Here is a 13,739-nt window from a genome sequence, read left to right as displayed (position 1 = left end):
TTTATGCCATCCAACAGAAGAGAGTTTCTTTCAACGAGTGCAAAACTGGCAGCCACCTGCACGCTATTTGGAGCGATATCCGGTATTGCTGCCGCAGATAATGGCCCCACCTCATTAAATAGCACGACCACCATTAAAGATGATCACTACTATCTTGATGATGTGTTACTGGAAACAGGCTTTCGTTACCGTGATGCGAGCGTGATTGGCACCAAAACGGCCCTACACACCCTTGAAATTAAAAATGGAAGAATTGCAGCACTTCTCGCGAATAAACAGCATATTGATAAGCAATTAGCAGCCTATAGTGCAGATGGTAAACTCATGCTACCCGCTTTTCGTGATATGCACATTCACTTGGATAAAACCTTTTATGGTGGACCTTGGCAAGCTCCCGAATCACGAGAAGGTAAAACTATCCTTGATATGATAGCGCTTGAGCAAAAGTTGTTGCCGGAATTACAGCCGTATACTCAAGAGCGCGCACATGCGCTTATCAAACTGATCCAATCCAAAGGATCAACGATAGCCCGCAGTCATTGTAATATTGAACCCGTTTCCGGTCTTAAGAACCTTGAAGCGCTCACTCAAGTTCTTGATCAGCACCAGCAAGACCTAACTTGTGAAATTGTTGCCTTTCCTCAACATGGGTTATTGTTATCCAAAGCAGAGCCATTAATGCGAGAGGCAATGCAGGCAGGGGCGCACTATGTGGGTGGACTTGATCCCACGAACGTTGATGGCGCAATGGAAAAATCGCTCGATACCATGTTCCAGATAGCGCTAGATTATAATAAAGGGGTCGATATTCATTTGCATGAAACAAGCCCAGCTGGTCGCGCAGCTATCGACTATATTATTGATACCGTCGATAAAAACCGCACTCTTCGTGGTAAAGTGACTATTAGCCATGCTTTTGCTCTTGCAACACTGACACCTGAGCAGGCACAAGAAACTGCACACCGACTCGCCGAACAACACATAACTATCGCCACCACAGTGCCTATTGGCACCTTACATATGCCACTAAAAACACTCAATGAAAACGGTGTCTTTGTGATGTCTGGAACCGATAGCGTGGTTGATCATTGGTCGCCATTTGGCCTCGGTGATATGTTAGAAAAAGCGAATTTATATGCCCAGCTCTATACCCGCCCCGATGAACTATCCCTATCACGTTCACTGGCAATTGCCACCGGTAATAAGTTGCCATTAGATGACAAAGGTAAACAAGTGTGGCCATTAGTTGGGGATGATGCCAGCTTTGTACTCGTCGATGCATCCTGCTCCGCAGAGGCGGTCGCCCGAATTTCGCCAAGGCAAGCCAGTTTCCACAAAGGGAGCTTAGCGTCAGGCGCGATTAAAAAACAAATAAGCTAATTTAAGATGCTATCATCTTTACTCTTAAAAAGAGAGTTTCGTATATGCGGCTCTCTTTTTATTCTTGTATTATGTTAACCCTATTTTAAATCTATTTTTTATTTATCTTTCGGCTACGATAAATATGTGTAGTGTAACTGATACCAGATATTGAATCCCCTTGTTTATCTAGTCACTAAATTATTTCATCCTATCTGCAATCCCTTTTGTACTCAAAAAAATACTATTTTGGTAGTAATCCTATTATCAGGTTTTTTTTAATTATTATAATTCATACCTCTAATTTCCAATGAGCACTACTACTATGCAAGATAATATTCAATTACCTGAAAAATTAATAAAAGCATTTCCTACAAGAGAATTACAGTTAACCCCACTAAAAGGGGATGGTGGCATAATACGCTTAATTTTTCTTGTTCTCGTTCTTATCGGTTTAACCGTTTTTGTTGCTTTTCAATTACCTGGTATCGCGTATGACTATAAAATTGGTCAAAATGCGGTTCCTGTTAATGCCAATATAAATGGCTCTTGTAGATCAAGTTTGATGGTTATTACCCATTGTAATGTTAAGGTGACATACCGCGGCCACACTGTTTCACATAGCTTTGGTTTCCTAGGAACTTCACGAAATGTTGCCGTGCAACCAATCGCCGATGCCAATGATCTATCACGCTTAACGGTTGATGTGGCTGTCGAAAATGTGATGCTCCGCTTTGTAACTACAATTATTATCATCGCATTATTAATTTTTAGCCTTGTATTTATTATTTACCGCTACATAGCGAACAATAAGATCAGAAAAGTATTATTATCTAGCGGCAAAATGCCACTAAAACTTATCGCTGTTCCTGCCAAAGTTGTTAATTCTAACCGCCTATTGATGGTTTCTTATAAATTCAATTTAGATGGTAAAAAAATATCGACTGGCTATTCAGGCAATAAAAAAACATCCCCTATAGTCTTCGAAGAAAATGGCAAAAAATATGCTTTAGCCGTTTGTGAACCGCAAAAAAACATTCCTTATATATTGGATTTATCATTAAAAAGAATTCAAGCCACTCCGGAAGAAGTGCAACACTTTCATCTCGCATTACAGGAAGAAGGGCTAATTTAATCTCTTTATTACCCAGTTGGGCCTAGATAGACCCAACTCACTTAGTACTCAGAATTATTTTAAATCAGGGAAAAAGACTCGTTTAATCGCCAATTCAACACCACGAACTTCCGCTAATCCTTTTAAACGCCCAATCGCAGAATAACCTGGATTTGTTTTCTTTTGCAGATCATCCAACATTTGATGCCCATGATCAGGACGCATTGGTATGCGCCGCATATTACCGACTTTTTGGCGACGATCTTCTTCCGCCAAAATTGCTTTAACCACGGCAAACATATCCACATCGCCCCCTAAATGCGCTGCTTCATGGAACGTTTTTGGATTATCTTCACGGCACGTCGAGCGCAAGTGTGTAAAATGAATACGATCACCAAATTGCTCAATCATTTTGACTAAATCATTATCGCTTCTCACGCCGTAAGAGCCTGTACACATAGTGAAACCGTTGTGAAGGCTATCCACCGTCTCTTTTAGCCATTGCATATCTTCAATCGTTGAAACAATCCGCGGTAAACCTAAAATAGGCCGCGGTGGATCGTCAGGATGAACGGCCATTTTCACGCCAACCTCTTCTGCTACGGGGATAATGGCTCGTAAAAAATAGGCCATATTCTCACGCAACTTAGCCTTATCAATGCCTGCATAAGTTTGTAAATGTGCTTTGAATTGTTCAAGGGTATAGCCTTCTTCTGCTCCCGGCAGGCCCGCAATAATATTACCAACCAATTTATCCTTATCGGCTTGGCTCATTGCTTCATAATAAGCTTTGGCTTGAATAAGCTCTTCAGCCGTGTAATCTTGCTCAGCCCCCTCGCGCTGTAACAAATACAGTTCGAAAGCGGCAAATGCTATCTGATCAAAACGTAATGCCTTCGAACCATCAGGTAATTCGTATTCCAAATCAGTTCGTGTCCAATCCAGTACGGGCATAAAGTTGTAACACACCGTATCAATACCGCATGCAGCGAGGTTACGAATCGATTGCTGGTAATTAGCGATATGCTGTTCATAATCACCACGATGTGTTTTGATCTCTTCATGAACAGGAATACTTTCTACCACTGACCAGACAAGGCCTTTAGCTTCGATTTCCGCCTTGCGTTTTTCTATCTCTTCGATAGTCCATACTTGCCCATTTGGGATGTGGTGCAAAGCCGTTACCACCCCTGTCGCCCCTGCTTGGCGAATATCACTCAAAGAAACAGGGTCGTTAGGACCATACCAGCGCCATGTTTGTTCCATATTACTCACCTCAATATGTGGGCACAGACAAGTGCCCTAAAAATTACTGTGTAACAGTTTCTTCAATCGGAGTTTTAACGATGAAGAAGTAAGCTAATGCACCCGCGAAGGTCACCATTGAGCAAACAATGAGCGCCCAGTTAAATGAACCGGTTGTATCTAATACCCAACCTGTAACAATCGGTGCGAATGATGCGAAAACAAAGCTACCAAAGTTCTGAATACTGCTTACGGAAGCGACCATTTTGCTTGGTGTCACCACTTGCACGAGTCCCCAGCAAGAAGTGCCCGCAAAATGCACAAAGAATAGCGCCAAGCTGATAAAAGCAACTGCCATCGCGGTAGATGTCGATTGCACGACCAATAAAGTGCAAGCCGCTGAGCAAATCAGCCCTAAGCAGATAAGGATTTTCCGGCTATTCATCAATGAATAACCTTTTTTCGCCAGTCGGTCTGCCACCATGCCATTGACCAGCATCCCTAGCGAACCGAATAAAAATGGAATAGCGGCGACCCACCCCGTATTGGCCAAGCTCAACCCACGTTCGGCCTGTAAATAGCCTGGTAACCATGCAAGGTATAACCAGCCGGTATAGTTCACGCCACTGAAGCCCAAAATCATGCCCCAAACTGTACGTTTCTTAAACAGAGCACCCCACTCTTTCAATGTCACTTTCTGTTTTGGCTGCTCCTCACGACCTGAGTTGAGATATTTCAAATCCTCTTCAGAGAGCTTTAATGATTCACGGTTACGGTAGTAAGCATACCAACACACCCCGATTAAAATTCCAGCCACACCAATGATGATAAACATCATTCGCCAGCCAAACGCTAACATGAGAGCCACAAGGATAGGTGGCGCAAACGCCTGCCCAATTGTGGTAGAGGAGTTGAATATCCCCATGGGAATGCCGCGCTCTTTGGCATTAAACCAATCATTCACCACTTTAACGCCACTTGGCATAAAGGGAGCTTCGCCGACCCCAAGGCCGATACGCAGCGCAATAAATTGCCAGAAGTTTTGGATCAACCCTGCCATACCTTGCATCGTTGACCAGAAAATTAATCCTGCTCCTAACACAATACGTGGGCCAAACCTATCGAGTAGTAAACCAGAAGGAAGCTGTGAGATACCGTAAGATAATGAAAAAGCGGATAACAAAACACCAAATTGAGTTGCTGAAAGCCCTAAATCAGCTCGGATAGCTTCGTTAGCGACCGAAAGAGAGCCTCGGTCAAGAAAGTTAATGATCCCAGCTAGAAACAGCAGCAGTAACGAGATCTGTTGAATTTTCTTAATCCTGGCGGTTTTTGCAATATTATCGGGTGTTATGTCAGATGCTGAACTCTGCATAGTTACATCCTCAAAAAGTAATTATAGTTGTCATGTGACCTGAATGACAAGTGGCTTGATTGTCAGGTGGTCAGGCCGGTATTATAGTTATTGAATTGAGAAAAAATTAACTTGATATGGCTCACAGATCTGTTTTTTTGTGATTCAGATTAGCAGTCAATCAGGATTAAAGCGTATGATATGTGCCGATATGGATGAGCATACCGAGGAATTAACATGGCATTAGCCCCACTGAAAGTTGAACGATTATACCGCCAGATCTCAAACCTTATTATTGAGTGTATAAAACGTGGCGATTTCAACGCAGGAGAGCCGTTGCCTTCTGAACGAGAACTGGCAAAACAGATGGAAGTCAGCCGATCATCCATCCGAGAAGCTTTTATTGCACTGGAAATGACAGGTTGGATTGAAATTCGGGTTGGTAATGGGGTCTATGTGGCAAATCCGTTACCGCAGTTTGAGCCCAAAAAAGAGGCGGTCAGTACAGCAACAGAAAAAGATGAAACAGAATTTAGCTTACGCGATTTATTGAAGGCGAGGCAATCTTTCGAAACCATGATTGCAGAACTTGCTGCCCGCAATGCAACTGATGAACAATGTGCTGAATTACAAGAGATTATGAAAGATCTCATCAAACAAAAAGATAATGATGAAAACTTTTTGCGCGAGGATAAACGCTTCCATTTGTTAATCAGTGAAATGACAGGCAACGAAGTATTACACAGCATGATGGAACACTTATGGGATATGCGACAATCAACACGCTTTATTCGCATGGAGTCACACTATGCGGATATTGATTTACCCAAAACCATGAATGAAGACCATCAATTAATTGTGAATGCAATTTTGGATAGAAACCCTAAAGAAGCCGCCAAATGCATGCATAACCATTTACAACATGTCTATGAGTGCTTCTTCAATATTGAATGATGCTCTACCCCATAGGTATATGGGGTAGAAAACACATCACTTAATGGCCGATACTACGGTCACGGCGAATTTTACGCTCCTCATAGAAGGCGACTACCGCTAGCATCACAATACCTACAGCGGTTGCGGCAAATAACAGATAGAAAGTATCTGACCAACCATGAAACGTGAAGCCCCCCACTGAGATACCTTTCCCTGTTGGATCAGCGATACGAGACACTAACACTTTTGCCATTCCATCGCCAAACAGATAACCAAAGAAGCCTGGAATGGAGTTCACTACCGCGGTTGCACATTTTGGTGCAAAGCCAATGATAGAGATGCCGATTAAGATCACAGGGCCAAAAATAAAGAATCCTTCAAAGAACAATGCAATATAAATGCCCCATACGCTGGACATATTTTGATAAGCGATTAATGGGAAAATCACTGAAATCATACATAACATACCGAGTAATGCGCGGCGACCGCCCATTTTATCGGACACATAACCCCAAGTGAGTGATCCTAGAAATCCGCCTAATTCTAATGCCGTAATCGTACCTATCGCGGAAATATCATCCCAATCAAGCGCCATTTTGACATATGCCACACTCCAGTTATCAACACCAATACGGATGGTATAAACACAAAGGTTGGCAAAACATAAAAACCAAACCGCCGGATTTTTCAGCACATATTTCACAAAAATTTCAGATTTTGACATACTCTCCGCGGCGGTATCATCTTTGGAGATTGGTTCATCAAAAATCTCTTCTGGCGTATTCCACCCTAACTCAGACGGATCATCTTTACCGAAAAACATCCCAAATGTAGCAATAACCCCAGCAAAAAGAATTGGGAAAATAAACATTCCTGCCACATTGCCATTAAAGGCATATTCCATACCAAATAATGCAATCGGCCCAGTTAAAATTGCCCCGATATTATGTGACGCATTCCACCAAGAGATAAAACGGCCTCGATTTTTTCTTGGCGTCCAACGGTTTATGGTTGAATTAGAGCAAGGGCCGCCCGGCGCTTGAAATAGACCCGTTAGCGCCCATAAGAAAATAAAGATCCCGAGAGAATGCCCTGACGAAAGTAAAAACATCCCGATAGCAAATGAAGAGGCACACGAGAGCATTAATAAGAAACTGAGTATTTTCTTGGTATTTTTACCGTCAATATAATACGAGAGTAATACACGGCCTAGACTGTATGTAATAGAGAACCCAAAGCCAACTGTGCCTAAATCACTTAATGTAAAACTGGTTTGTTCAATAATAAATGGGGTTGCTGCTTTGAAATTATAGCGAAGAAAATAGATCCCTGTATAAGCCAAACACATCACGATGAATGGCTCCATAAACTTTCTTAACCATAAATCACGTTGTACAGAGAGGGGTATTTTTCCTGCCGGTAGCCTTTTAATATCAAAAAACGAAAATTTAGAACTCATATTATTGACCTTTTACTAATTTTATTATTTTAATCTCTAAATGAGGCGAGTTGCTGATATACCCCAGGACTAGATGCCAACACATAATTCCCTTTTAACAAGAAATCGTCCTTTTCTTTATAGTTATTCATGACACCGCCAGCTTCTTGAATTAACAATAAGCCCGCAAGGCAATCCCATGAATTTAAATGAGGTTCGTAATAACCAATTAATTTCCCAGCCGCCACATAAGCCAACATTAATGCGGCAGAGCCATTGCGTATAAACATTCCTTTTGCGTGGAGCAATTTATCGAGAAAAGGAATAATGTATTCAGGCGATAGACGCGTTGAAATACCAACGCCAAATAAACCTTCATTCAGGGATTGAACAGCATTAACTTGGATAGGTGATTGGTTTAAATAAGCGCCATGACCCGCCATTGCATGAAACAACTCCTCCTGTACGGGATCATACACAACCGCAATTTGTGTATTTTGTTGTTCATCCAAGAGGGCTATCGCAATACACCAAGAAGGCAATCCAAAAATAAATGCACTTGTGCCATCAATAGGATCAACAACCCAAGTATATTGCGATGCGCCTTGTGTATAACCCCCTTCTTCACCAAATAGAGCATCGAGGGGGTATTGCTGATGAATTTTCTCACGAATAAATTGTTCCGTATTTTTATCCGCAATAGTGACTAAATCCTGCCCATCCTCTTTTTTCTTTTCAATATTTAATTGGTTTCGGTCATGATAGTAAGATACGGCTAATTTGCCGGCTTCAATAACGACTTGTTGAATAAACGTATATCTCGCTGAAATCGCATTCATCCCCATCTCCAGATAATGAAATTAATGTTTCGAAATATATATTTAACGAATCGTACATTCCGTGATCGATTTCATGAGATGATGATTTAATGTAATTTTTATTTTATAAAATATATTTTATTTTTAATAACTTATTGTTGTAAAAAGAACATAAATAAAATTATCAAATTAACCCCATTATTTTTCATTTTCTATTTTTTGTTTTTTTAAAACAAATTTTTCATAATCAACCCAAAAACAAATCTTTTTATGATGACTCAATACCGATTTTAAGCGATAACGCTAACGAGCCTTTTGTTAATGACTCGCCTAAGTACCACTGGTTTTTGGATTTGCCATGAGATTATCTTTAACTGGCTAAATCAGATTTATTTTGTGATATGTTGTTTTGAGAAAATACTCGTCGATGGCTATTTTTCAATATAAACACAAAAACGTTTGTATTAATAGAATAAACAGATGGTCTAATATTATGTGAATTTAACATTAAGCAGTAAACAGAATTACTGTTAAAGATGTTGTATATAGAACAAGTACGATTACCACGGATATGACCTGAACATCCTTGTTATCAGGTCATGATGTAAAAATAATTTCAGGTCTTCGTTTGAGAAAGGTAATCAACAATATCCTGTAATCGATGCCATTTTACCCAGATATTATCGTTTAATCGTTGGCCAGTGTAATCTTCAATGGCGGTGATTAGCTCAAGCATTTCCAATGAATCAATATGTAAATCTAAAATTAAGGTCGAATCCATCGTAATGGGTTTATGGATCCCCGAATAGGCACGGATCGCTTTTATTTGCTCCGTCAGCCATGTTTGATGAATTAAATTATCTGTACTCATGACCCATTTCCTAATTTAAATCGCTGATCATCGCCGATATAACGTTTTTTCTGTGACAAATCTCTAGCCTGCCCACCTGACGTCGTATATACCCGATTATCCGTATTCACCTGCCAACGATATTTTTTCTTCGTCACATCGCTATCTGCTTTTTTCTCCGTGGTTTCAGTATAATGAATAGGCTGTGCTCCAACCGGTTCGGCACTCTCTTTTTCAATAACGACTGTTGCCGTTGGCTGCTCTTCCACAACCTGTGCCACCTTAGCGTGATAAATCCCACTTGCATGGCTGCTCAACGGAAAACTTGCTTTCGATTGAACAGCCGGTTTCTCTTTATCATCTAGTGATTGTTGTGTATCTAACTGGCGCGTAGCTTGTTCAGCCGCTAATGACGTGTCTTTCAGCACCATGGCAGAGCGATTTGCCACATCCAGCATATTGCTTAATTCAGTTGCCACTTGCTTTGCCGCATCCACTAAATGTGAATGGCTATTCGGTTGTATCTGAGCATCAAACAGATGATCTGTCTGTTGAGTCACTTGCTCTTCTAACGACTGAGAGTCGATTCCATCTACTGCTCTTTGTCGTTGTGCTGCAATGAGCTGTTGATCGGTCGGTTTTGCACTCTCAACCTTGGAATCACTCGCGCTATACTGCAACCTGCCTACAGGGTTTGTGCTTTGGTTAAATCCCCCGCTGGTGATCACAAATGGGGCAGTTTGTTGTGTATTTGGTAACCATTTACCATCCATTGTGCGTGTATACCCCCCCATTTGATGGCGAGGAGGAAGTTCAGGAGCCTCTTTTTCTTGATTGGATTGCAGCAGAATCGCCTCATTGACCCCTGTTTGTGGCTCAGTGCTCTCTGATGTTTCACCACTCGATTTATCTTTTAACGCTGGCTGGTGAGAGGCGCTATCATCAACTTGAGTGGCGTTATTTGGCGGTGTCGGGCTATCCTGTTTTACAATTTTCCCGTCACCGCTGAGCTGAACATGCAATTCAGTTCGGTAGGTTGTTGGGGTTTCCGCCGCTGGTGTCGCGGTTTTTTGCGCTATCGTCTTACTCGGCGCCGCCTGAAAAGAGGCCGCGCTGTCAATATTTACCGTCGTTGCCACACTACCATAACGACTCGGTGTATCGGACACCTTACAAATACAGTGAGGGCAAGCATAATTATTAGTTATATAATAATTATTGATGATCGGCGCTGACGTTTGGCTACTGGTTTGATATGGCACACCATCCACATCATCTGACTGCTGTGGATTGGTCAATAAAGTTGGCTGTTCTTGTCTTGTTACTTTTGGTTTCATCTGTACAGGAGCATGATCTGCACTCGGTACACTCAGCTTATTTACAAGAATAATTTCAATGTGTTCCTCTAAATTTTGAAAACATTGATTCAATCTATAATTCTTATTACTCCAAGATTTTAACTCTTGGCTCGACTTAACCCCACGCTCAAATCCTGTTAGTTTTTCCTGTACTAACGTTGGATTTAAAAAATGATTAACCAGTGTTGTATCATCAATCTGTTGAGCAGAGTCAAGACCTGCCATCTGCTTCAATTGACTATCAGTATAAGTTTCATTTAATTTAGCTTTAATCGCAGGCGTAACATATTCCGATAAAAACCGTGTTTGCAGTTTACTTTCAAATTTAGGTAATAAATTGAATAATTCGCTACTTAAAGTTTTACTTGATACTTCCGCTGAGGACTTAGACATCACCGCAATATTTTTGGCAAGACTATTTAATACGGAAGAAGGAATTTCATCTTTGCTTAATAATGAAAAGGAAGTTAACACTGCATTGATATTATTCTTGTCTTCTCTTAGAACATTTACAATCATATCAGGTGTCAGATGATATTTTGCTACTAAATTGTCTGATGAGTTTTTTAATAATGTAAATAAGTTATTTGCTTTAGCACTATCAAGCTCACGATGTAGAACTTTACTACTTACAAAAAAATTGATTCTTTTTCCCATTTGTATAGGGCTACTATCACCGATATTTAAAGCTCCATTCATAACATTTAACAATGTATGAGTGGATTCATTAGCCTGAATATTACTCCTATGCTCAACGGTGCTTCGCATAGTTGTAGAGGGAGAGATTGTTGGCATAGAAACTCCTTTTAATTATATAAATATAATTAGCCATTTCGATACAATAGAATAGAGCAGGGTATTTAAACCCCACTCTATTAAGATACATTGTCTTTAAACAGTTATGTATTAGCAAAACCTGCATTATATTGAAATAGGTCTTTTAATAACTGAATTAATAATTGAGTTAAAGTTTCAAAATGGCTATTATCTTGACGGAAAGCTTCTAATAAACGGGATACACTATTATTCACTGAATTTTTTTTACTATCAATCGCCGTTTGCATACTTTGGAACGCTTGGGAAATTAGGTCATCATCACCATCTAATCCAACACCATCAACTATTTTTTTTATTTCCTTGACAACATTAAAATCAGGGTAAATTTTAATTTTTCCATCTATTTCTTTCACAATAAAACCTTGCCCTTCTAATTTTTTCTTAAAAAAACTTGCCACCCCCTCTATAGTAGATCTTGTCACCCCCTCTTTAAAAGATATAGAAGCGATATCATTAATAAAATCGCTTATTCTATCATCATCAATAACTTTCTCTCTCCAAGCATCCCATTCCGTACCGGTTTTCGGTATAACATAATCCTTTAGAGCTATCATAAATTGATTATTAAACTTTGACCTATCAAAGCGTATCTTACCATCTTTTCCTGCTGAAATATAAGTACTCAATAAGCCTAATGCTTTATTAAGCGTTTCCATATATTTCGTCGCCCCTTTAGTTATTTCACCAAAGCTTTTTTGGTAGTTAGAGTTAATATTATCAATTAACCCCTTGATACTTTTAATGTGCGATCGGCCATCCTCAGTTTTTGTAATTTCCGCCGACATTGAGGCAATAAGATTACTGGTTTTATCCATTGAATCTTTAAATTCAAATTGTGCAAGTCTCGTTAGTGCCAAGATTTGCTCATGGTCTTGCATATTATTAGAAATCAGGTAATTATTTTTTTTCAGGGTAGTCAACACCATATTGCTGCAGGATTTTTTCAGCTCGTTCCTCTATAGGGAGTTCTAAATCGGGGACAAATGTCCCCTGTAAATTCAGTGGAGATACCACGCTATCATCATGAGTTATTGTCGCTGATGATGGTGTCATCGAAGCAAGAGCTGATGGTTGGATAACAATATTAACTCCGTTCATACTCTAACCTCTGGTTGCAACAGCTTGGAATGTACGGATTTGCCCCTCAATAATTTCTTTTAAAATATCAAAGACTTTTTTCATCAAATCCAGAACAGTATCAATCTGTTTTTCTTTATCACTTGCTATAGCACGTGCAGTATCACCAATATCTTGTAGCACCATTTTTTGGGCTTCTAGTGCTTTCACCTCTATATTAAGCGCAGAAGTTACCAATTGACCTGCGTTATCGGATAAACGAGTCATTGTTTCAATAATGCTCGATTTCTTTTGGGTCTGGTTGGTAATTCGATCGAGTTGCAGTTGCTCCCGCTCCGCTTTTAACTGCAATCCTTTAACCTTATCTTGAACGTTAGTAACATGTAACTCATTTTGTTGATCAAGCGCTTTATTTCCCGTTTTTTTCATATATGGGCGACTGCTTTCAATCTCTGATTGTGCTTGAGTAGATAATTTATGCCTTTCGACACCGTGAACATTAATAGCTTTGGTTTGTTTCACTAATTGCTTAGTTTGTAATGCCGCCCCCGCAAGTGTTACACCCAGAGAAACCGCAAATCCCATCAGTGCTCCTTCAAATGCTTTTTTACCCTCTTGAATCGTTGTATCTGCTGCACTTTGCACCATTTGCGTTTTTAGCTTTAAAAAATCCGCTTGTAGTTGGCGATCAGCGGTATTAATAATCGATTTAATCTGGCTCAGTAGGTTACGTAGCTCCATTAAAATATCGCTACTCATAATGCCGATAAATTGGCTCTCTTTTATTGCGTCAAGTGACTGAATACCAGGTTTTACATCCTCACTATTTGCTTGAGCCACTTGCACATCTTTAATTGCCGAGGCTGCCAGCATTAAATTAACCCCTTGAGATAATTGCTTGATCTCGCTTTCGTCCAAATTAGCGATTGTTGGGAACATTTTTTCCAACTTGCTATTTTCTTCCGTTATCACTTCTCTGACGGCTTTTTCAACTTTGATTGCTGTGACGGCAATATGCTCCTGAAGGTTTGCATAAGCCGATGAAAATCCGCCTATGACTTTCGAGGTCTCTTCAAGCTCGACCTTGTTCATGTTTTTCACTTCAAACAGGAGTGATGGACTAACCGTCGTTTGCTCAGGGAGCTTTAATAACGGCTTATCTTGCGTTCGTGGCACAGTAATATCGACAGCATCTTTGATGGACACTTGCTGTGCTGGTGCTTGCGTTGACATCGTTTGAGTTTCGCTACCGGTTAAAGTAGTCAGCCCCTCAAGATTGCCTAACTTTTGGGTTGGAATAGAAAACGGCATTGGTGAGGAAATAGTCGTCATAATAGAGTTCCTTAATGAAAA

Annotated in this window: 12 protein-coding genes; 3 read left to right on the top strand and 9 right to left on the bottom strand. The window is 40.3% G+C overall.

Annotated elements, in window-relative coordinates:
- Window positions 1–3 precede the first annotated feature (3 nt).
- A complete protein-coding gene (locus tag PSE69_RS15115; RefSeq protein ID WP_121875144.1) occupies window positions 4–1,380 on the top strand; it encodes an amidohydrolase family protein in 1,377 nt (458 codons plus the stop codon).
- A 304-nt stretch (window positions 1,381–1,684) separates the two neighbouring features.
- On the top strand, window positions 1,685–2,494 hold the full coding sequence (locus PSE69_RS15110; RefSeq protein WP_230088974.1) for a hypothetical protein: 810 nt from the start codon (window positions 1,685–1,687) through the stop codon (window positions 2,492–2,494).
- Window positions 2,495–2,548: 54 nt separating this feature from the next.
- On the opposite strand, the gene uxuA is transcribed toward PSE69_RS15110, so the two are convergent.
- The gene (uxuA, locus tag PSE69_RS15105; protein ID WP_004926272.1) at window positions 2,549–3,739 is read right to left on the bottom strand and encodes a mannonate dehydratase; all 1,191 of its coding nucleotides are present in this window, start codon (window positions 3,737–3,739) and stop codon (window positions 2,549–2,551) included.
- 43 nt (window positions 3,740–3,782) lie between these two features.
- Window positions 3,783–5,093 (bottom strand): MFS transporter, encoded by a 1,311-nt coding sequence (locus tag PSE69_RS15100; RefSeq protein ID WP_060561529.1) that lies wholly within the window; start codon window positions 5,091–5,093, stop codon window positions 3,783–3,785.
- Between the two features lie 216 nt (window positions 5,094–5,309).
- Here PSE69_RS15100 and PSE69_RS15095 point away from each other — a divergent pair, with 216 nt between their 5' ends.
- Window positions 5,310–6,026, top strand: coding sequence for a FadR/GntR family transcriptional regulator (locus tag PSE69_RS15095; protein WP_004926269.1), 717 nt, complete (start codon window positions 5,310–5,312; stop codon window positions 6,024–6,026).
- 40 nt (window positions 6,027–6,066) lie between these two features.
- Here PSE69_RS15095 and uhpT read toward each other — a convergent pair whose 3' ends face one another.
- The 7 genes from uhpT to PSE69_RS15060 form a co-directional block, all read right to left on the bottom strand.
- On the bottom strand, window positions 6,067–7,467 hold the full coding sequence (gene uhpT / locus PSE69_RS15090; protein WP_121875146.1) for a hexose-6-phosphate:phosphate antiporter: 1,401 nt from the start codon (window positions 7,465–7,467) through the stop codon (window positions 6,067–6,069).
- Window positions 7,468–7,496: 29 nt separating this feature from the next.
- Window positions 7,497–8,285: an inositol monophosphatase family protein gene (locus PSE69_RS15085; RefSeq protein WP_080728250.1), complete on the bottom strand. Its 789-nt coding sequence runs from the start codon at window positions 8,283–8,285 to the stop codon at window positions 7,497–7,499.
- A 595-nt stretch (window positions 8,286–8,880) separates the two neighbouring features.
- Complete coding sequence (locus PSE69_RS15080) at window positions 8,881–9,135, bottom strand: acyl carrier protein (protein WP_004926263.1); 255 nt, start codon at window positions 9,133–9,135, stop codon at window positions 8,881–8,883.
- The gene (locus tag PSE69_RS15075; protein WP_121875111.1) at window positions 9,132–11,267 is read right to left on the bottom strand and encodes a hypothetical protein; all 2,136 of its coding nucleotides are present in this window, start codon (window positions 11,265–11,267) and stop codon (window positions 9,132–9,134) included. Before PSE69_RS15075 ends, PSE69_RS15080 begins: the two co-directional genes overlap by 4 nt.
- A gap of 104 nt (window positions 11,268–11,371) precedes the next feature.
- Window positions 11,372–12,229: a hypothetical protein gene (locus tag PSE69_RS15070; protein ID WP_272675288.1), complete on the bottom strand. Its 858-nt coding sequence runs from the start codon at window positions 12,227–12,229 to the stop codon at window positions 11,372–11,374.
- A complete protein-coding gene (locus PSE69_RS15065) occupies window positions 12,207–12,407 on the bottom strand; it encodes a hypothetical protein (protein ID WP_272675287.1) in 201 nt (66 codons plus the stop codon). The genes PSE69_RS15070 and PSE69_RS15065 overlap by 23 nt, the downstream gene beginning before the upstream one ends.
- A gap of 3 nt (window positions 12,408–12,410) precedes the next feature.
- Complete coding sequence (locus PSE69_RS15060; protein ID WP_230088975.1) at window positions 12,411–13,718, bottom strand: hypothetical protein; 1,308 nt, start codon at window positions 13,716–13,718, stop codon at window positions 12,411–12,413.
- Between the last annotated feature and the right edge of the window lie 21 nt (window positions 13,719–13,739).

Source organism: Providencia sp. PROV122, assembly GCF_028482365.1.
Lineage (GTDB): Bacteria > Pseudomonadota > Gammaproteobacteria > Enterobacterales > Enterobacteriaceae > Providencia > Providencia stuartii.
This window is presented reverse-complemented; position numbering and strand designations above follow the sequence as displayed.

What these genes read in the sequence shown, in the direction of transcription:
- PSE69_RS15075 (WP_121875111.1), bottom strand. Translation starts at nt 11,267, where the DNA reads ATGCCAACAATCTCTCCCTCTACAACTATGCGAAGCACCGTTGAGCAT.
- uxuA (WP_004926272.1), bottom strand. Translation starts at nt 3,739, where the DNA reads ATGGAACAAACATGGCGCTGGTATGGTCCTAACGACCCTGTTTCTTTG.
- PSE69_RS15060 (WP_230088975.1), bottom strand. Translation starts at nt 13,718, where the DNA reads ATGACGACTATTTCCTCACCAATGCCGTTTTCTATTCCAACCCAAAAG.
- PSE69_RS15085 (WP_080728250.1), bottom strand. Translation starts at nt 8,285, where the DNA reads ATGAATGCGATTTCAGCGAGATATACGTTTATTCAACAAGTCGTTATT.
- PSE69_RS15115 (WP_121875144.1), top strand. Translation starts at nt 4, where the DNA reads ATGCCATCCAACAGAAGAGAGTTTCTTTCAACGAGTGCAAAACTGGCA.
- PSE69_RS15100 (WP_060561529.1), bottom strand. Translation starts at nt 5,093, where the DNA reads ATGCAGAGTTCAGCATCTGACATAACACCCGATAATATTGCAAAAACC.
- uhpT (WP_121875146.1), bottom strand. Translation starts at nt 7,467, where the DNA reads ATGAGTTCTAAATTTTCGTTTTTTGATATTAAAAGGCTACCGGCAGGA.
- PSE69_RS15065 (WP_272675287.1), bottom strand. Translation starts at nt 12,407, where the DNA reads ATGAACGGAGTTAATATTGTTATCCAACCATCAGCTCTTGCTTCGATG.
- PSE69_RS15110 (WP_230088974.1), top strand. Translation starts at nt 1,685, where the DNA reads ATGCAAGATAATATTCAATTACCTGAAAAATTAATAAAAGCATTTCCT.
- PSE69_RS15095 (WP_004926269.1), top strand. Translation starts at nt 5,310, where the DNA reads ATGGCATTAGCCCCACTGAAAGTTGAACGATTATACCGCCAGATCTCA.
- PSE69_RS15080 (WP_004926263.1), bottom strand. Translation starts at nt 9,135, where the DNA reads ATGAGTACAGATAATTTAATTCATCAAACATGGCTGACGGAGCAAATA.